At 73.6% G+C, this 18,506-nt stretch carries 17 protein-coding genes and 1 other RNA gene; 13 read left to right on the top strand and 5 right to left on the bottom strand.

What is annotated here, in order from left to right; genetic code table 11:
- The 4 genes from Q0112_RS04880 to Q0112_RS04865 all read right to left on the bottom strand — a co-directional run.
- Positions 1–385 (bottom strand): ATP-binding cassette domain-containing protein (locus Q0112_RS04880; protein WP_297972213.1); only part of this gene is annotated, 385 nt, incomplete at its 3' end.
- The gene (locus tag Q0112_RS04875) at positions 378–1,391 is read right to left on the bottom strand and encodes an iron ABC transporter permease (protein ID WP_297972210.1); all 1,014 of its coding nucleotides are present in this window, start codon (positions 1,389–1,391) and stop codon (positions 378–380) included. The genes Q0112_RS04880 and Q0112_RS04875, both read right to left, overlap by 8 nt.
- Complete coding sequence (locus Q0112_RS04870; protein ID WP_297972207.1) at positions 1,391–2,263, bottom strand: hemin ABC transporter substrate-binding protein; 873 nt, start codon at positions 2,261–2,263, stop codon at positions 1,391–1,393. The genes Q0112_RS04875 and Q0112_RS04870 overlap by 1 nt, the downstream gene beginning before the upstream one ends.
- A gap of 11 nt (positions 2,264–2,274) precedes the next feature.
- Positions 2,275–4,323, bottom strand: a complete 2,049-nt coding sequence (locus Q0112_RS04865; RefSeq protein WP_297972204.1) for a TonB-dependent hemoglobin/transferrin/lactoferrin family receptor — start codon at positions 4,321–4,323, stop codon at positions 2,275–2,277.
- 200 nt (positions 4,324–4,523) lie between these two features.
- Between Q0112_RS04865 and gatC the strand changes: the two genes are divergently transcribed.
- The 3 genes from gatC to Q0112_RS04850 are packed head-to-tail and all read left to right on the top strand — an operon-like array spanning position 4,524 to position 6,945.
- Entirely contained in the window at positions 4,524–4,811 is a 288-nt protein-coding gene (gene gatC / locus Q0112_RS04860; protein WP_297972202.1) for an Asp-tRNA(Asn)/Glu-tRNA(Gln) amidotransferase subunit GatC, read from the top strand.
- Complete coding sequence (gene gatA / locus Q0112_RS04855) at positions 4,808–6,295, top strand: Asp-tRNA(Asn)/Glu-tRNA(Gln) amidotransferase subunit GatA (RefSeq protein ID WP_297972199.1); 1,488 nt, start codon at positions 4,808–4,810, stop codon at positions 6,293–6,295. Before gatC ends, gatA begins: the two co-directional genes overlap by 4 nt.
- Positions 6,296–6,339: 44 nt before the next feature.
- Entirely contained in the window at positions 6,340–6,945 is a 606-nt protein-coding gene (locus Q0112_RS04850; RefSeq protein ID WP_297972196.1) for a hypothetical protein, read from the top strand.
- Here Q0112_RS04850 and Q0112_RS04845 read toward each other — a convergent pair.
- Positions 6,927–7,547 (bottom strand): hypothetical protein, encoded by a 621-nt coding sequence (locus Q0112_RS04845; protein WP_297972193.1) that lies wholly within the window; start codon positions 7,545–7,547, stop codon positions 6,927–6,929. The genes Q0112_RS04850 and Q0112_RS04845 overlap by 19 nt on opposite strands.
- Here Q0112_RS04845 and Q0112_RS04840 point away from each other — a divergent pair.
- The 10 genes from Q0112_RS04840 to murD all read left to right on the top strand — a co-directional run.
- Positions 7,541–8,272 (top strand): N-acetylmuramoyl-L-alanine amidase, encoded by a 732-nt coding sequence (locus Q0112_RS04840; RefSeq protein WP_297972190.1) that lies wholly within the window; start codon positions 7,541–7,543, stop codon positions 8,270–8,272. The two genes, Q0112_RS04845 and Q0112_RS04840, sit on opposite strands and share 7 nt — an antisense overlap.
- A gap of 9 nt (positions 8,273–8,281) precedes the next feature.
- Positions 8,282–8,673: RNase P RNA component class A (rnpB, locus tag Q0112_RS04835), an RNA gene on the top strand.
- Between the two features lie 532 nt (positions 8,674–9,205).
- Complete coding sequence (mraZ, locus tag Q0112_RS04830) at positions 9,206–9,721, top strand: division/cell wall cluster transcriptional repressor MraZ (protein WP_367278438.1); 516 nt, start codon at positions 9,206–9,208, stop codon at positions 9,719–9,721.
- A gap of 2 nt (positions 9,722–9,723) precedes the next feature.
- Positions 9,724–10,731 (top strand): 16S rRNA (cytosine(1402)-N(4))-methyltransferase RsmH, encoded by a 1,008-nt coding sequence (gene rsmH, locus Q0112_RS04825; protein WP_297972216.1) that lies wholly within the window; start codon positions 9,724–9,726, stop codon positions 10,729–10,731.
- A complete protein-coding gene (locus Q0112_RS04820; protein WP_297972183.1) occupies positions 10,728–11,081 on the top strand; it encodes a cell division protein FtsL in 354 nt (117 codons plus the stop codon). Before rsmH ends, Q0112_RS04820 begins: the two co-directional genes overlap by 4 nt.
- Entirely contained in the window at positions 11,078–12,871 is a 1,794-nt protein-coding gene (locus Q0112_RS04815) for a penicillin-binding protein 2 (RefSeq protein WP_297972181.1), read from the top strand. The genes Q0112_RS04820 and Q0112_RS04815 overlap by 4 nt, the downstream gene beginning before the upstream one ends.
- Before the next feature lie 39 nt (positions 12,872–12,910).
- Positions 12,911–14,428: a UDP-N-acetylmuramoyl-L-alanyl-D-glutamate--2,6-diaminopimelate ligase gene (locus Q0112_RS04810; RefSeq protein ID WP_297972179.1), complete on the top strand. Its 1,518-nt coding sequence runs from the start codon at positions 12,911–12,913 to the stop codon at positions 14,426–14,428.
- The gene (murF, locus tag Q0112_RS04805; RefSeq protein WP_297972177.1) at positions 14,425–15,873 is read left to right on the top strand and encodes a UDP-N-acetylmuramoyl-tripeptide--D-alanyl-D-alanine ligase; all 1,449 of its coding nucleotides are present in this window, start codon (positions 14,425–14,427) and stop codon (positions 15,871–15,873) included. The genes Q0112_RS04810 and murF overlap by 4 nt, the downstream gene beginning before the upstream one ends.
- A gap of 7 nt (positions 15,874–15,880) precedes the next feature.
- Entirely contained in the window at positions 15,881–16,966 is a 1,086-nt protein-coding gene (gene mraY, locus Q0112_RS04800; RefSeq protein WP_297972175.1) for a phospho-N-acetylmuramoyl-pentapeptide-transferase, read from the top strand.
- A gap of 165 nt (positions 16,967–17,131) precedes the next feature.
- Positions 17,132–18,506, top strand: a 1,375-nt coding sequence (gene murD, locus Q0112_RS04795; RefSeq protein WP_297972172.1) for a UDP-N-acetylmuramoyl-L-alanine--D-glutamate ligase, incomplete at its 3' end; no start/stop codon positions are given.

Raw genomic sequence — 18,506 nt, 5'->3', positions numbered from 1 at the left:
GCGCCGCCAGCGCCGCCACCCCGGCCGCCGCCATCGCGCGGCCGCAGAGCGCCGTCTCGTCGACATCGGCGCGCGGCACCGCCGTCAGCCCGAGCGCGACCAGCTCGGTGACGCTGAACGGCGCCGAGAGGGTAGGGGCCTGCTCGAGCGCCGCCCGCTCGGCGGCGAGCGTGGCGGCGGAGAGCCGGGCGAGCGGGAGCCCGTCTAGGGTGACCGCGCCCGCCTCGGGGCGGAGCTCGCCGGCGAGGAGCGCGAAGAGGCTCGACTTGCCCGCCCCGTTCGGCCCGCAGAGCGCCACGAGCTCGCCGGTGGCGAGCGCGAGCGACACGCCTTCCAGCACCGGCCGCCCGCCGCGGCGGAGGCTGACCCCGCGCGCCTCAAGCATCGCGCCGCATCCGCGCCAGCAGCAGCCAGAGGAAGAAGGGCCCGCCGATCAGGCTGGTCGCGAGGCCGACCGGCGGCTCGGCCGGCGGCACGATCATCCGGACCCCGAGGTCGGCCGCGAGCAGCAGCCCCGCCCCGATCAGCGCCGCCGCCGGCGCGACCAGCCGGTGCGAGGGCCCGACGCAGAGCCGCGCGATGTGCGGCGCGACGAGGCCGATGAAGCCGATCGGGCCGGCGACCGCGGTGCCCGCCCCGACCGCCAGCGCCGACCAGAGGCCGGCCGCCCGCTTCACCCGCTCGACCTCGAGCCCGGCATGCCAGGCGGCGCGCTCGCCGAGCTGCAGCAGGTCGAGCCCGCGCGCCAGCCGCCAGAGCCCCGCTGCCGCGACCAGCGTGCAGAGCGTGGCCAGCGCCGCCGCCCGCCAGGTCGCGCCGCCGAGCCCGCCCATGCTCCAGAAGGTCAGGTCGCGCAGCTCCTGGTCGTCGCTCATGTAGGTCATCAGCCCGACCACCGAGAAGGCGATGGCGTTGATCGCCACCCCGGCAAGGATCAGCGTCGCCGCATGCGTCGTCCCGCCGCGCCGGGCGATGGCGAAGACGAGCGCCGTCGTCGCCACCGCGCCGGCGAAGGCCGCCGCCGGCAGCAGCCACGGCCGCAGCACCGACGGCACCGTCCCGAGCAGCGCATCGGCGAAGACGATCGAGGCCACCGCCCCGAGCGCCGCGCCCGCCGTGACGCCGATGAGGCCGGGATCGGCCAGCGGGTTGCGCAAGAGCCCCTGCAGCGTCGTCCCCGAGAGCGCCAGCCCGCCGCCGACCGCCGCGGCGAGCGCCACCCTCGGCGCGCGGATCTCGGCGACGATCGCCTGCGCCCGCGGCTCGGCCGTGCCGCCCAGCGCCGCCATGACCTCGCCGAGCCCGAGCGGCACCGGCCCGAGCGCGATGCCGGCGACGGCGAGCGCCAGTGCCGCCAGCGCGAACCCGGCGATGGCAGCCGCCGGGCGCATCAAAGGTCGAGCGGCGCGTCCGGATGCAGCGCCCGCGCCAGCTCCGCCACCGCCGCCGGCGTGCGCGGCCCGAAGCCGAGCAGCTTCAGCCCGTCCATCACCACCACCCGCCCCTCGCGCCCGGCGGGCGTGTTCGCGAGCCCCGACAGCGCCAGCGCCCGCTCCGCCCCGCCCGCCGCATCGACCGCATGCTCGGGCAGCAGCAGCGCATCCGGCGCCAGCCCCACCGCCGCCTCGGCCGAGAGCGGCTTGTAGCCCTCGAAGCCCGCGACGGCATTGCGCGCATGCGCGAGCCGGATCATCGCATCCGCCGCCGTCCCGCTCCCCGCCGCCATCGGCGCCCCGCGCCCGACCGAGATGAGGAAGACCACCGACGGCGTGTCGGGAACGGCCGCCAGCGCCGCCTCGACCGCAGCCATCTCCGCCGCGACCCGCGCGGCGAGCGCGCCCGCCTCCGCCTCGCGCCCCAGGGCCTTGCCGACGAAGGAAATCTTCGGCGCCACCGCCGCGAACCCCGTGCCGGCCGGCCCCACCTCGACGGCCAGGCCGGCGGCGCGCAGCTGCTCCATCACCGCCGGCGGCCCGGCGTCCGGGCTCGCCAGCACCAGGTCCGGCGCCAGCGACAGGATCCCCTCCGCCGAGAGCTGGCGCAGGTAGCCGACCTTGGGCAGCGCCTCCGCCTCCGGCGGCCAGAGCGCCGTCTCGTCGGTCGCGATGACCGCGCCGCCGGCCCCGAGCGCGAAGGCGATCTCCACCAGGTCCCCGCCGAGGACCAGCACCCGCCCCGCCGCCGCCCGGACCCGCGTCGCGACGAGCAGCGCCCCCGCGGCGGCCAGCAGGCGGCGGCGGCTGAGCATCGGCAGGGCTGGCACCGGCGTCATCCTCAGAAGGCCACGGCGGCGGCGATCTTGAAGGTGCGGCCCGGCTGGTTCAGGCCGTTCGGATAGATGGCGTAGGTCTCGTCGAAGAGGTTGTCGATCCCCGCCCGGAAGACCGTCCCCTCGAGCGCCGCCATCTGCGGCGCCCACGAGGCGAAGAGATCGACCGTCGTCCACCCGTCGGCCGGCAGCGACTCCTCGGGTACGTCGTCCTGCTCCGCCGCGAAGGTCGCCCGCGCGCCGAACGCCCAGGCCGCCGCCGGCCGGAAGCCGCCCGACACCGTCAGCCGGTCCTGCGGAATCGAGCCGAGCGCCCCGCCCCCCGTCTCCTCGCCGCGCGGCACGGTCAGGATCAGTCCGGCGAACCAGGGCCCGGCGTCGTAGTCGAGCGTCCCCTCGAAGCCCCAGAGCCGCGCGTCGACGTTCTCCGTCGTCGTCGTGCCGCCGACGACCATCCCGCCCGGCCCCGGCGCCATGGTCGAGAAGTCGATGAAGGTGACGGTCTGGTTGATGAAATCGTCCACGTCGGCATAGTAGGCGTTCGCCGAGAGATCGAGGCTGTCGCCCTCGCGCAGCACGCCCTGGCGCGAGAAGCGGGTGCCGATCTCGACCTGGGTCGAGCGTTCCGGCTCGAGGTCGGGGTTCGGCACGAAGCTGTTCACCCCCGAGAAGGAGAGGCCCGGCCCCATCGGAAAGCCCGCCGTCGCGAAATGCACCCCGTCGTTGTAGAGCTCGATCATCGAGGGGGCGCGGAAGGCGCGCGCCACGTTGCCGTAGATCTGCCAGTCGTCGCTCGGCCGGTAGCTGAGCCCGAGCCGCGGCGAGACGAAGCCCTCGTCCACGCTGTCGAGCGCCGGATCGTCCGGGTCGCGCTGGTAGCGGTCGTAGCGCAGGCCGGGGATCAGCTCGAGCCGCTCGGTCAGCGCGACCGTCGCCTCGGCATAGGCGGCGAAGGTCGTGGCCTCGGCCTTGGGGAACTGCGTCCGCGGCGCCCCGTTGCGCTCGCCCTCCTGCGTATCGCGGAAGGCCTCGATGCCGTAGACCAGCGTCACCGGCCGCCCGGCGTCGAAGCGCGAGCGGTTGGTGACGTCGATGCCCCAGGTCTCGTAGCGGGTCACGTCGTTGCGGCCGTCGAAGTCGCGGTCCTCGGTGATCTTCAGCCCGTTGAAGTAGGCGAGCGCGGAGAGGTCGACGAGCGTCGATCCCGGCGGCGCATAGTCCCAGGAGAGCCGCGCCATCGAGACGTCGGCGTCGCGGTCGACGTCGGTCGTCGCCGAGGCGGCGGCATTGGCGTTCGGCGGCGTGGTGCCCTCGTCGCGGTAGAGCACGCCGCTCAGCTCGATGCGGTTGGCCTCGTTGGGCTCGAAGCCGAACTTCACCAGCGCGTTGCCGATGTCGATCTGCGACGAGCGGATCCGCTCGCCGTCGCCGTCCTCGAGGTCGGCGCCCATCGGCTGCCAGCCGATGAAGCCGAGGGCGTCGAACCGCCCCTGCCGGCCGAAGAGCGTGGCGCTCGCCTGGCCGATCTCGCCGTTCGTCGACCAGCCGGAGGCGAGCCGGCCGCCCCAGTCCCGCCCCGGCTCGAGCAGGTCCGCCACGTCCTTCGTCTCGATGGCGATGACCCCGCCCATCGCCCCCGAGCCGTAGAGCGTCGAGCCGCCGCCGCGGATGATCTCGATGCGCTGAATGATGTCGGGATCGATGAAGAACCGCCCGCGGTGGGCGTCGTTGAAGTTCGACCGCCCGCCGTCGTAGCGCATGACGATCTGATCGTCGGAGAAGCCGCGGATGTTCGGCTCCTGCGCGATCGGCCGCGGCCCGCCGGCGATCAGCACGCCCGGCTGGTCGCCGATCAGCTCCTGGTAGTTCGTCGCCTGCTTGACCGCCAGCGCCTCGCCCTCGACCACGCTCGCCGCCACCGGCGTGTCGAGCAGCGGCCGCTCCTGGCGCGCCGCCGAGGTCACCGTGATCGTGTCGAGCATGAAGCCCGCCTGTTGCGCCTGCGCGCCCGTCGCAGCGGCAAGCGCCACTGCCGTCAATGCCTTCGCCTTCATGCCCGCCCCTCCCCGAGAACTTGAGTCGCGCCTGGCGTCGGGCTGGGCATCTCGCGCCTTGCTAGCCCATCCCAACTTATTTGGTCAAGAATGGCTGGTGCGGTGTTGGCCCGGTGCCGCCTCGTGCGGCCGGGCTCGCCTTGCGCGGGGAGGCCGGCCGCGGTAAAGCCGCGGCCGAGCCACGTTCCCGGGAAGACCGCATGTCGATCGACAAGGAGACCGCGCGCCGGGTGGCGCATCTGGCGCGCATCGAGGTGGCCGAGGCCGAGCTCGCGCCGCTGGCGACCGAGCTCTCGGGGATCCTCGGCTTCATGGAGGAGCTGAACGAGGTCGATGTCGAGGGCGTGGAGCCGATGACCTCGGTGACGCCGATGAAGCTCCCCTGGCGTGCCGACGAGGTGACCGACGGCGGCTATCCCGACAAGGTGCTCGAGAATGCGCCGGACGCGCGCGCCGGCTTCTTCACCGTTCCGAAGGTGGTCGAGTGAGCGGGCTGCCGTCGCTCACCATCGCCGAGGCCCGCCGGGCGCTGCGCGCCGGCGAGATCGGCGCGATCGAGCTGACCGAGGCCTGCCTCGCCGCGGCCGAGGCCTCCGCGCCCCTCAACGCCTTCTCGGCGCTGACCGCGGACAAGGCGCGCTACCAGGCGACCCTCGCCGCCGCGCGGCTGAAGGAGGGGGACGCCCCCGACCTCTGCGGCATCCCGCTCGGGATCAAGGATCTCTTCTGCGTCGAGGACGAGCCGGCCCGGGCCGCCTCGCGCATCCTCGAAGGCTTCCGCCCGCCCTACGAGAGCACGGTGACCCGCAAGCTCTGGGAAGCGGGCGCCATCTGCCTCGGCAAGCTCAACATGGACGAATTCGCCATGGGCAGCTCGACCGAGTCCTCCGCCTACGGCCCGGCGATCAGCCCCTGGCGGCGCCAGGGCGATCCGGCGCCGCTCACCCCCGGCGGCTCCTCCGGCGGCTCGGCGGCAGCGGTCGCGGCCGACCTCTGCCTCGGCGCCACCGGCACCGACACCGGCGGCTCGATCCGCCAGCCGGCGGCCTTTGCCGGCATCGTCGGGGTGAAGCCGACCTACGGGCGCTGCTCGCGCTGGGGGATCATCGCCTTCGCCTCCTCGCTCGACCAGGCCGGCCCGATGACCAGGACGGTGCGCGACGCGGCCATCATGCTGCGCGCCATGGCCGGGCACGATCCGAAGGATTCGACCTCCTCGCCCGCCCCGGTGCCCGACTTCGAGGCCGCGCTGGTCGGCGACATGCGCGGCAAGCGGATCGGCATCCCGAAGGAGTACCGCGTCGCGGGGATGCCGGCCGAGATCGAGGCGCTCTGGCACCAGGGCGCCGACTGGCTGCGCGCCGCCGGCGCCGAGATCGTCGAGATCTCGCTGCCGCACACCAGGTACGCGCTGCCCGCCTACTATGTGATCGCCCCGGCCGAGGCCTCCTCGAACCTCGCCCGCTACGACGGGGTCCGCTACGGGCATCGGGCGAAGATCGGCGCGAACGAAGGCATCACCGCCATGTACGAGCGCACGCGCGCCGAGGGCTTCGGCCCCGAGGTGCGCCGGCGGGTGATGATCGGCACCTATGTCCTCTCCGCCGGCTACTACGACGCCTACTACCTCCGGGCGCAGAAGGTCCGCACGCTGATCCGGCGCGACTTCGAGACGGCCTTCGCGGAGGGGATCGACGCGATCCTCACCCCGGCGACCCCCTCGGCCGCCTTCGGCATCGGCGAGATGGCCGACGCCGATCCGGTGCAGATGTACCTCAACGACGTCTTCACCGTGACGGTGAACCTCGCCGGGCTGCCCGGCGCCGCGGTGCCGGCGGGGCTGGACGGGCGCGGGCTCCCGCTCGGCCTGCAGGTGATCGGCCGCCCCTGGGACGAGGCGGGAATGCTCGACGTGGCCTTCGCTCTCGAGCGCGCGAGCGGATTTGCTGCAAAGCCGGAAAAATGGTGGTAAGAGCACACGAAACTGGCCGTTGAGGGCGAAAAGGCAGACCACCCATGCGAATTCTGACGATCCTTGCCTGCAGTGCCTTGGCCGCTTGCGCCGGCGGGGCGGTCACCGTCCCGTCCGACGGCGTCATCACCGAGGTGCCGGTCGCCGGCAACGCCTCGACCTATGGCGGCGGGGACTTCTCGACCACGGTCGCGGGTGCCCTCGACGAGAGCGGCCAGCCGACCCAGGTCGCGCTCGCCGGTTCGACCACCGGCACCGGCGCGGCGCTCGACCAGGACCGCATCAACCTGATGCAGTGGACGCTCGAGCAGCAGAAGATCGATGCCGCCATCGCCGAGCGCGAGCTCGCCTCCGCGCGCGACCAGCTGGTCGTGGTGCAGCCGGGGCCGCTGCCGAACCGGGTCGACGGGGTCAACATCGCCCTCTTCGCCAAGCAGACCTCGAATTCCATCGGCCAGTCGATCTATCCGCGCGGGGCGGCGGCGCGGGTGACCGGCGTCGGCAACTGCGGCCGCTTCCGCGACTCGGACGCCGCCCAGCGCGCCTTCCTCGCCGGCGGCGGCCCGGAGCAGGATCGCTACGGCATCGACCCCGACGGCGACGGCTTCGCCTGCAAGTGGGACCCCGCTCCCTACCGCGCGCTCAACTGAGCCGCCGCGCTCGGGTGCAGCCGCGGGCGATAGCCCTGCGCCAGCGCCGCGCGCACGTGCGCCGGCGTGACCGCCTGCACGATCTCCTCTGCCGCGAAGCGCCGCGCCGGCCGATAGCCGGCAAAGCTCCAGAGGAGCGCACCCCTCTCGGTGCGCAGGTGGAACCCCTCCGCCGCCGCGAAGATCGCCCCCTCCGGCAGCGCCCCGAAGGCGATCCGCTGGCGCGGCCCGAGCCGCTCGGCGTGCAGCACCGCGTCCATCTCCCCGGCGCGCGGCGCCGGCTCTCCCCAGGCCGCCGCGAAGGCCAGCGCCTCGGCGCGCCGGCATTCAAAGCAGGGCCGGTGCCCGGCGGCGAGCGCCGTCGCCTCGTCGAGGAAGAAGATCTCGCTGTAGCTCTCGCCCCAGACCGCGCGGTGCCGCCCCCGGAACTCGGTCAGGCAGGCGATCCACGCCCGGCTCCGCCAGCGCGCACGGCCGAGCGTTCCGTCCGCCCGGTGCAGCCGACCGCCGCGGTTGCCCATCAGCGTCCCGCGCGCCGCGACCGCATTGAGGCTCCCGTCCGGGGCGACGCGGTTCTGCAGCGGCGAGGGGCGGCATGACATCCCCCGAGAAGCGCATGGAAATCATCGAGCGGTCCAGCCCCAACTTCGGCCCGCGCCGCGACGGCCTGCGGCCGGAGCTCGTCGTCCTGCACCATACCGCCATGCTGACCGCCGAGGCGGCGCTCGAGCGGCTCTGCGATCCCGCCGCCGAGGTCTCCGCCCACTACCTCGTCGCCGAGGACGGCCGCACCTGGCGCCTGGTGCCCGAGACCGGGCGCGCCTGGCACGCCGGCACCGGCTCCTGGGGCGGGGCAGGGGACGTGAACTCCCGCTCCATCGGCATCGAGCTCGCCAACGCCGGCCCGCTCGCCGGCTTCCCGCCCTTCCCCGAGCCGCAGATGGCCGCGCTCGAGACCCTCCTCGACGGCATCATGGCGCGCTGGTCGATCCCCCCCGCCGGGGTCATCGCCCATTCCGACATGGCGCCCGAGCGCAAGTCCGACCCCGGCCCCAAGTTCGACTGGCGCCGCCTCGCCCTCGGCGGCCGTGCCGTCTGGCCCGACGCCGATGACACGGAACCCGCCCCCTCCGCCGGCTGGGACCACTTCCGCGCCGCCGCGCATGCAGCCGGCTACGCCGCCCCCGCCGGCGACTGGGGGCTCGTGCTGGCCGCCGCCCGGCTCCGCTTCCGCCCCTGGGCGGCAGGCGCGCCCGATCCCGCCCCCGATTCCACTGACGTCGCCGCGATGCGGGCTTGCGTTGACCGCCGCCGCGTTCCCACATAAGGGGCACGCGCGGATGGCCGGATGGCCGCGGCCCGAAAGGGTCGAGGAAAGTCCGGACTCCAGGGAGAAATGGCGGCGGGTAACGCCCGCCCGGGGTAACCCGAGGGAAAGCGCCACAGAGAAGAGACCGCCTCCGGGGAAACCCGGCGGCAAGGGTGAAACGGTGGGGTAAGAGCCCACCGCGCCGGCGGCAACGTCGGTGGCACGGCAAGCCCCGCCAGGAGCAAGGCCAAATAGGGATCGCGCGGGGGTCCGATCGAGAGAGAGGTCCCCCAGGGTTCTCCCGCCCGAGCGATCCGGGTTGGCTGCCCGAGCCCGCCGGCGACGGCGGGCCGAGATGAATGGCCATCGGCGGCCCCCCGGGGCCGTCACAGAATCCGGCTTACAGGCCATCCGCGCGACTCTTCCCCCAAGGCCGCCACGCATGGAACGGCATGGGAAAGGCAGGCGATTCGCCGCCGGCGGCCGCCGATCACGCGGCTGGGAACAACTTTAACGATAATCTTGCGCCGGGATAAAACGCCAGGTAGAGCACATCATCTTGTGTTCTGCTGCGGCGCAGCAACCAAGAACTGGACCAGGATTCGAACCTTACGGGAACATCCGCGTGATCGGGAAACTCGAAAGCGCTCACGTCCAAGAATTCCCACAAAAATCCATTGAAACCCATGTGCTCCCATGCTATCCAATGAAGCACGGAAGGGCAGTGGTAATTCGATCAAGGGCGACAAGACCCGAAACAGAAACCCGGCAGGTTTCATACAGGCCCACAGTTCTTCCAAAGACGAAGCAAGACCCGGCAAGGACCCACGAACGAGCAGGGGGCGGCCGGGCGCGAGGACCCAGAGAGGGACCAGGTGGCGGGTCGTGCCGTGAGGCAGCACGGCCCGCCATTTGCTTCCGGAGGGACTTCGCCGACGGGACAGGAGTAGCGTGCCGGTGTTGCGGCGGTTCAGGGGCGAATCGGTCCACAAGGTGGACCAGAAGGGCCGCGTGTCGGTTCCCGCCCCCTTTCGCCGCGTGATCGAGGAAGGCGACCCGGACTGGACCGAGGGGCTGAACCCGACCTTCGTCCTCATCTACGGCATGCCGTCCGGCCACTGCCTCGAGGGCTACACCCTCGAAGGCGCGGCCAGGCTCGACGAGAAGGTCGCCCGGCTCCCCGCCTTCTCCAGGGAACGCCGCGCCCTCGAGCGGCTCCTCAACACCCAGTCGGTCTATGCCCAGGTCGACGAGAACGGCCGCATCGTCCTGCCGCAGCGCCTGCGCGAGATGTTCGGCCTCACCGACGAGGCGCTCTTCGCCGGCATGGGCGAGCATTTCCAGGTCTGGGCGCCCAAGGCCTACCAGGACGACATGGCCGGCATCGACGCCTGGCGCGAGGGCCTCGACGAGGGCGGCGACCCCTTCGCCCTCCTCGACGCGATGGACCGCGAGGGCCGGTCATGATGATGGCCCCCATCGCCCCGCCCGGAACTCCGCACGTGCCGGTCCTCCTCGCGCCCCTCCTGCGCGCGGTCGCCCCCGTCTCCGGCACCTGGCTCGACGGCACCTTCGGCGCCGGCAGCTACGCCCGTGCCCTCCTCGACGCCGGCGCCGCGCGGGTCATCGGCATCGACCGCGATCCCGAGGCGCTCGAGCGCGCCGCCGCCTGGGCCTCCGCCTTCGGCGAGCGGCTGACGCTCGTCCCCGGCCGCTTCGGCGATCTCGCCGCGATCGCCGCCGCGGCGGGCGCCCCCGCGCTCGACGGCGTCGTGCTCGACATCGGCGTCTCCTCGATGCAGCTCGACCAGGCCGGCCGCGGCTTCTCCTTCCTCCGCGACGGCCCGCTCGACATGCGCATGAGCCAGAGCGGCCCGACCGCCGCCGACCTCGTCAACCGCCTCCCCGAGGCCGAGCTCGCCACCATCCTCTACGAATACGGCGAGGAGCGCGCCTCGCGGCGCATCGCCCGCGCCATCGTGCAGGACCGCAAGGCCGCCCCCTTCACCACCACCCTGCAGCTCGCCGGCCTCCTCGAACGGCTGCTGCCGCGCCCGAAGCCCGGCCAGCCGCACCCGGCCACCCGCAGCTTCCAGGCGCTGCGCATCGCGGTCAACGACGAGCTCGGCGAGCTCGCCCGCGGCCTCGCCGGCGCCGAGGCCGCGCTCGCCCCCGGCGGCCGGCTCGCCGTCGTCACCTTCCATTCGCTCGAGGACCGGGTCGTGAAGCGCTTCCTCGCGCTGCGCTCCGGCGCCGCCCCGCGCGGCAGCCGCCATGCCCCGGAGACGCCCGGCGAGGCGCCCGGCTTCGAGCTCGTCACCCGCAAGCCGATCGCGCCCGACGCCGCCGAGGTCGCCGCCAACCCGCGCGCCCGCTCGGCCCGGCTCCGCGTCGCCCGCCGCCTCGACACCCCCGCCGCGCCGGTCGATCCCCGCGCCCTCGGCCTGCCGCGGCTCGCGCTCGAGGGCCTGGCATGAGGATCGTCCTCCACCTCTCGGCGGCGGTGCTCGTCGTCGTCTCCGCCACATGGGCCTACCGGGTGAACTACGCGACGCAGGAGGCGATGGGCCGGCTCGATGAGCTGCGCAAGCAGATCGCCCACGAGCGCGAGGCGATCGCGGTGCTGAACGCCGAATGGGCCTACCTCAACCGCCCCGACCGGCTCGCCGCCCTCGTCGCCGCCAACGCCGCCGAGCTCGGCCTCGCCGAGCTCACCCCCGAACAGTTCGGCGAGGTGACGATGGTCGCCTTCCCGCCCGAGCCCGACCCCCTCGTCGCTTCCGACGAGGGCACCCCGAAGCCGATCCCGACCGGAGCCCGCCCGTGATCCGACGCCCGCTCCGCCCGCTCGCCCGCATCCTCAGCGCCCGCGCCGAGGGCACCGACCCGAACCTCGTCGAGGCCGAGGAGCGGGCCGCCCGGCTCGCCGCGCGCCACCGCGCCGAGCGGGTCAAGGCCGAGACGCGGCTTCTGCTGCTCGGCGTCGCCTTCATCCTCGGCTTCTCGACCGTCGCCGGCCGCATGGCGCTCCTCTCCGCCGCCGTGCCGGTCGAGCCGCGCGGCGGCATGCCGGCCGAGCCGATCCACACCCGGCGCGCCGACATCGTCGACCGCAACGGCAACATCCTCGCCACCAACATCGTCACCGCCTCGCTCTACGCCCAGCCGGCGCAGATGATCGACCCGGTGGCCGCGGCCGAGGGGCTGGCCGGCATCTTCCCCGATCTCGACGCCGACGAGCTGGCGCGCCGCCTGACCGACGGCCGCAAGTTCATGTGGATCGAGAAGTCGATCTCCCCCGAGCAGCGCCAGCTCGTGCACGACCTCGGCGAGCCCGGCCTCCTCTTCGGCCCGCGCGAGACGCGCCTCTACCCGAACGGCCCGCTCGCCGCCCACGTCCTCGGCGGCGCCAGCTTCGGCCGCGAGGGGGTGCGCGCCGCCGAGGTCATCGGCACCGCCGGCGTCGAGCGCGTCTTCGACGAGCGGCTGCGCGACCCCGAAACCGTCGACCGTCCGCTCCGCCTCTCCATCGACCTCAAGGCGCAGACCGCGCTCGAGGACGTGCTCGGCCAGGGCATGAAGGAGATGCGCGCCAAGGGCGCCGTCGGCATCCTGATGGAGGCAGACACCGGCCAGATCCGCGCCCTCGCCAGCCTCCCCGACTTCGACCCCAACGTCCGCCCGCCGCTGCCCACCTCCGGCGACCCGGCCGACAGCCCGCTCTTCAACCGCGCCGCGCAGGGGCGCTACGAGCTCGGCTCGGTCTTCAAGGTCTTCACCGTCGCCATGGCGCTCGAGGCCGGCCTCGTCTCGCCGCAGACGCTCGTCGACTCGAAGTCGCCGATGCGCTACGGCCGCTTCACCATCCGCGACTTCCACGACTACGGTTCGCGCCTCAGCGTCGAGGACGTGCTGGTGAAGTCCTCCAACATCGGCGCCGCACACATCGGCATGATGCTCGGCGCCACCCGGCAGCAGGAGTTCTTCCGCAGGATCGGCCTCCTCGACGCCTCGCCGGTCGAGCTCGTCGAGGCCGGCCGCACCGCCCCGCTCCTGCCGCAGAAGTGGAGCGACCTCTCCACCATCACCATCTCCTACGGCCACGGCATGGCGGTGACGCCGCTGCATCTCGCCGCCGGCTACGCCGCGCTGGTCAACGGCGGCCTGCGCATCCACCCGAGCATCATCGCCAGCAACGAGCGCCCGACCGAGGCCGACCGGGTGATCTCGCCCCGCACCTCGCAGCAGCTCCGCGACATGATGCGCCAGGTCGTGGTGCGCGGCACCGCCAAGTCCGCCAACGTCGAGGGCTACGAGGTCGGCGGCAAGACCGGCACCGCCGACAAGCCGAACGCCTGGGGCGGCTACGCCCGCGACAAGACCATCGCCACCTTCGCCTCCTTCTTCCCCGCCTCGGACCCCAAGTACGTTCTCGTCATCGCCCTCGACGAGCCCACCGCCGTCATCAACAAGACCTCCTTCCGCACCGCCGGCCTCACCGCCGCGCCGGTGCTCGCCCACGCCGTCCGCCGGCTCGCCCCGGTGATGGGGATGCGCCCGATCGGCTCTCCCGAGGACGGCGCGCCGCTGCTTTACACGCTCGCAGGAAACGAATAGCCGGGTCGCCGAGGGGGCGCCCGCCAGCGCAAGGTGACCATGACCGGCACGGACAGGACGGACAAGCTGACGGGCTTCGAGGCGCTCGGCCTCCTCGCCGGGACCAGGCGCGCCGGCGACTGGTCGGGCGCGCTGCCCGAGATCACCGGCCTCTCCGCCGACAGCCGCGAGACCCGCCCCGGCCACCTCTTCGCCGCCCTCCCCGGCAGCCGGATGCACGGCGCCGAGTTCATCCCCTACGCGCTCCGCATGGGCGCGGTCGCCGTCCTCACCGACCCCGCCGGCCTCGCCATCGCCGAGGCCGAGGGCCCGCTCGCCGTCCCCGTCATCCTCAGCGACACCCCCCGCCGGGCGCTCGCCACCGCCGCCCGCCGCTTCTACGGCACCCAGCCCGAGATCGTGGTCGCCGTCACCGGCACCAACGGCAAGACCTCCTGCGCCAGCTTCACCCGCCAGATCTGGGAGGCGCTCGGCGAGACCGCGGTCAACTTCGGCACCGTCGGCGTCGAGGGCGCCGTCTCCGCCTCGCTCTCGCACACCACGCCCGAGCCGGTGCAGCTCCACCGCCTCCTCGCCGACCTCGCCGACAAGGGCGTCACCCACGCCGCCATGGAGGCCTCGAGCCACGGCCTCGACCAGTACCGCCTCGACGGCGTGCACCTGACCGCCGCCGGCTTCACCAACATCACCCGCGACCACCTCGACTACCACCCCGACTTCGAGGCCTACTTCCAGGCCAAGCTCGGCCTCTTCACCCGCGTCCTCCCCCGCCACGGCACCGCCGTCGTCAACCTCGACGACCCGCACGGCCCCCGCGTCCGCACGCTGGCCAAGGACCGCGGCCAGCGCGTCCTCACCGTCGGCCACGCCGAGGGCTGCACGCTGCGCGTCATCGGCCAGCGGTTCGACGCCACCGGCCAGGAGCTGCTCTTCGCCTGGGACGGCAAGTCCCACAAGGTCCGCCTCGAGCTCATCGGCGGCTTCCAGGCCCACAACGCGCTCGTCGCCGCCGGCCTCGCCATCGGCTCTGGCAGCCCCGCCGCCGCCGTCATCGGCGCACTCCCCGGCATCCGCACCGTCCGCGGCCGCATGGAGCGCGCCGCCACGCGCGCCAACGGCGCCGCCGTCTTCGTCGACTACGCCCACACCCCCGACGCGCTGACCACCGCCCTCAACGCGCTCCGCCCGCACGTCATGGGCCGGCTCATCGTCGTCTTCGGCGCCGGCGGCGACCGCGACCGCGGCAAGCGCCCGCTGATGGGCAAGGCCGCCGCCGAGGCCGCCGACCTCGTCTACGTCACCGACGACAACCCGCGCACCGAGGACCCGGCCGCGATCCGCGCCGCCGTGCGCGAGGGCGCCCCCGAGGCCACCGACATCGGCGACCGCGCCGAGGCGATCCTCACCGCCGTCGACGCCCTCCAGCCCGGCGACGCCCTCCTCATCGCCGGCAAGGGCCACGAGACCGGCCAGATCATCGGCCACGACATCCTCCCCTTCGACGACCTCGAGCAGGCGAGCGTCGCGGTCGCCGCCCTCGACGGCTTCGGCGCATGACCCTCTGGACCCGCGACGCGGCGGTGGCCGCCACCGGCGGCGCGAGCGACCGGGACTGGAGCGCCACCGGCGTCTCCATCGACACCCGCACCCTGGCGCCGGGCGACCTCTTCGTCGCGCTCTCCGCCGCCCGCGACGGCCACGACTTCGTCGCCGACGCGCTCGCCCGCGGCGCCGCCGCCGCCCTCGTCTCGCGCCGACCGGAGAACGTCCCCGCGGACGCCCCCCTCCTCCTCGTCCCCGACGTCCTCCAGGCGCTCCGCGCCCTCGCCCGCGCCGCCCGCACCCGCTTCGCCGGCCGGCTCGTCGCCGTCACCGGCTCGGTCGGCAAGACCGGCAGCAAGGAGATGCTGCGCACCGCCCTCGGCGCCCAGGGCAAGGTCCACGCCGCCGACAGGAGCTTCAACAACCACTGGGGCGTGCCGCTCACCCTCGCCCGCATGCCGGCCGGCAGCGACTTCGCCGTCGTCGAGATCGGCATGAACGCGCCCGGCGAGATCGCCCCGCTCGCCGAACTCGCCCGCCCGCACGTCGCCCTCGTCACCACCGTCGCCGCCGTCCACCTCGCCGCCTTCGAGGACGTCCGCGGCATCGCCCGCGAGAAGGCGGCGATCTTCGCCGGCCTCGAGCCCGGCGGCACCGCGGTCGTCAACCGCGACATCGAGACCTACCCGATCCTGCTCGCCAGCGCCCGCCGCGCCGGCGCGCGGCCGGTCCGCTTCGGCGCCACCGGGCGCCCGGAGTTCCGCCTCGCCGAGGTCAAGGTCGGCACCGCCTCGACCTGCGTCGAGGCCATCGCCCACGGCCGGCCCTTCTTCTTCCGCCTCGCCGCGCCTGGACGGCACCTCGCCATGAACGCCCTCGGCATCCTCGCCGCCGTCGAGGCCCTCGGCGGCGACATCGCCCGCGCCGCCATCGCGCTCGCCGCCTGGCAGGCGCCCGAGGGCCGCGGCGCGCGCTGGACCGTCCGCCTCGGCCCTGGCGGCCTCGACGGCGCGATCACCCTCATCGACGAGAGCTACAACGCCAACCCGGCCGCCATGCGCGCCGCGCTCGAGGTCTTCGCCCGCCAGCAGCCCGAGCACGGCCAGGGCCGCGTCTCCCGCGGCCGCCGCGTCGCCTTCCTCGGCGACATGCTCGAGCTCGGGCCGCGCGAGCGCGAGCTCCACGCCGGCCTCGCCCCGGCGATCGGCCCGGAGACGATCGTCCATTGCGCCGGCCCGCGGATGCGCGCCCTGCACGACGCCCTGCCGCCGGCGGCGCGCGGCGAGTGGTTCGAGGACGCCGCGGCGATGGCCGCCCGCGCCCGCCGGCTCCTCGACGCCGGCGACATCGCCATGGTCAAGGGCTCGTACGGCTCGCGCGTCGGGCAGGTCGTCGAGGCGATCAAGCGTCTCGGCGAGGCCCGCCCCGCCGAGGCGATCCCGGACGGACCGGAGGAATAGCCGCCGCATGCTCTACTACCTGGCCGAGCTGTCTCAGAACCTGAGCGCCCTCAACGTCTTCCGCTACATCACCTTCCGCGCCGGCGGCGCCTTCTTCACCGCGCTCGTCTTCGGCTTCCTCTTCGGCCGGCCGCTGATCGAGATCCTGCGCGTGCGCCAGGGCCGCGGCCAGCCGATCAGGAGCGACGGGCCCGAGGGGCACCTCATCACCAAGAAGGGCACCCCGACCATGGGCGGGCTCCTCATCCTCTCGGCGCTCCTCGTCTCGACGCTGCTCTGGGCGCGCTGGTCGAACGGCTACGTCTGGTTGGTGATGTTCGTGACGCTCGCCTTCGGGCTCATCGGCTTCGCCGACGACTATGCCAAGGTCTCCCGGCAGACCCACGCCGGTGTCTCCGGCCGGGTGCGCCTCGTCGCCGGCTTCGTCATCGCCGCCATCGCCGCCGCCTGGGCGATGTATCTCCATCCCGCCGAGCTCAGCGGCCAGCTCGCCTTCCCGGTCTTCAAGGGCCTGCTGCTGAACCTCGGCTGGTTCTTCGTCCCCTTCGCCATGCTGGTGATCGTCGGCGCCGCCAACGCCGTCAACCTGACCGACGGCCTGGACGGCCTCGCGATCATGCCGGTGATGATCGCCGCCGGCTCGCTCGGGGTCATCGCCTACGCCGTCGGCCGCGTCGACTTCACCGAATACCTCGGCGTCCACTACGTGCCGGAGACGGGCGAGCTCCTCGTCTTCGTCGCGGCGCTGATCGGCGGCGGTCTCGGCTTTCTCTGGTACAACGCCCCGCCGGCCGCGGTCTTCATGGGCGACACCGGCTCGCTCGCCCTCGGCGGCGCGCTCGGCGCGATCGCGGTCGCCACCAAGCACGAGATCGTGCTGGCGATCATCGGCGGCCTCTTCGTCGTCGAGGCGCTGTCGGTCATCATCCAGGTGCTCTACTACAAGCGCACCCAGAAGCGCGTCTTCCTGATGGCCCCGATCCACCACCATTTCGAGAAGCTCGGCTGGAAGGAATCGCAGATCGTGATCCGCTTCTGGATCGTCTCGCTGATCCTGGCGACGATCGGCATGGCCACCCTGAAGCTCCGATGATCCCGGCCCCGGGCAGCGCCCGCCACGCTCCCGCCCACCCACCCCGCGCGGCGGGCGCTGCCCTCCCCGCGAGCGGTAACGATCCATTAACCCGACGAATCCCTGTTATATCATGCGCTTAGTTATAGTTTCGCGCGCGAAATCCCCGATTTCGCGCCCCCTCCCATGATCCCGGTCCGCGGCTACGCCGGCCACCGGGTGGCCGTCCTCGGCCTCGGCCGCTCCGGCCGCCCGGCCATCGCCTCGCTCGTCGCCGGCGGTGCCGAGGTCCTCGCCTGGGACGACAGCCCCGCCGCCCGCGCCGCCGCCGAGGCCGACGGCATCCCGCTCGCCGACCTCACCCGCGCCCGCTCCTGGGAGGGGGTGAAGGCGGTGATCGTCTCCCCCGGCATCCCGCATCTCTACCCCGCGCCCCACCCGGCCATCGCCGCCGCCTGGGACGCCGGCGTCGCCGTCGACAACGACATCGGCCTCTTCTTCCGCTCCTTCGCCACCCCGGAATGGGACCGCTTCGATCGCACCCCCCAGGTCGTCGCCATCACCGGCTCGAACGGCAAGTCGACGACCACCGCCCTCACCGCCCACGTCCTCGCCGCCGCCGGCCGCCCGGTCCAGGTCGGCGGCAACATCGGCCGCGGCGTCCTCGACCTCGACCCGGCTGAGGACGGCATGGTCGTCGTCATGGAGCTCTCCTCCTACCAGATCGAGCTCGCCCGCGCGCTGCAGCCCGACATCGCCGTCTTCCTCAACCTCACCCCCGACCACCTCGACCGCCACGGCGGCCTCGGCGGCTACTTCGCCGCCAAGCGCCGCCTCTTCACCCAGGGCGGCCCCTCCCGCTCCATCATCGGCGTCGACGAGAACGAGGGCCGCTTCCTCGCCAACAGCATGCGCGAGGAGGCCGGCAGCGGCGACCCGGTCATCGAGATCTCGGTCACCCGCAAGCTCGCCACCCCCGGCTGGAACGTCACCGCCCGCAAGGGCTTCCTCGCCGAGTGGCGCCACGGCCGCCAGGTCGCCTCCATCGACCTCCGCCCCATGCTCACCCTCCCCGGCGCCCACAACCACCAGAACGCCTGCGCCGCCTACGCCGCCGCCCGCACCCTCGGCCTCGCCCCCCGGCAGATCGAGGCCGCCCTCGCCACCTATCCCGGCCTCGCCCACCGCAGCCAGCTCGTCGCCACCTGGAAGGGCATCCGCATCGTCAACGACTCGAAGGCCACCAACGCCGACGCCGCCGAGAAGGCGCTCCTCTCCTTCGACCGCATCCGCTGGATCGCCGGCGGCCGCGCCAAGGAGGGCGGCATCGAGCCGCTCCGCCCGCTCTTCCCCCGCCTCGCCAAGGCCTACCTGATCGGCGAGGCCGCCCCAGCGTTCGCCGCCACCCTCGGCGACACCCCGCACGTCGTCTCCGGCACCCTCGCCGCCGCCGTGACCGCCGCGCTCGCGGAAGCCGAGGCGGGCGAGGTCGTCCTCCTCGCCCCCGCCTGCGCCAGCTTCGACCAGTTCGAGAGCTTCGAGCACCGCGGCCGCGCCTTCG

The organism is uncultured Amaricoccus sp. (assembly GCF_937858865.1).
In the GTDB taxonomy this organism is placed as follows: Bacteria; Pseudomonadota; Alphaproteobacteria; order Rhodobacterales; family Rhodobacteraceae; genus Amaricoccus.
Note: the sequence above shows the minus strand (reverse complement) of the source record. Positions and strands in the feature narration are given on the sequence as shown.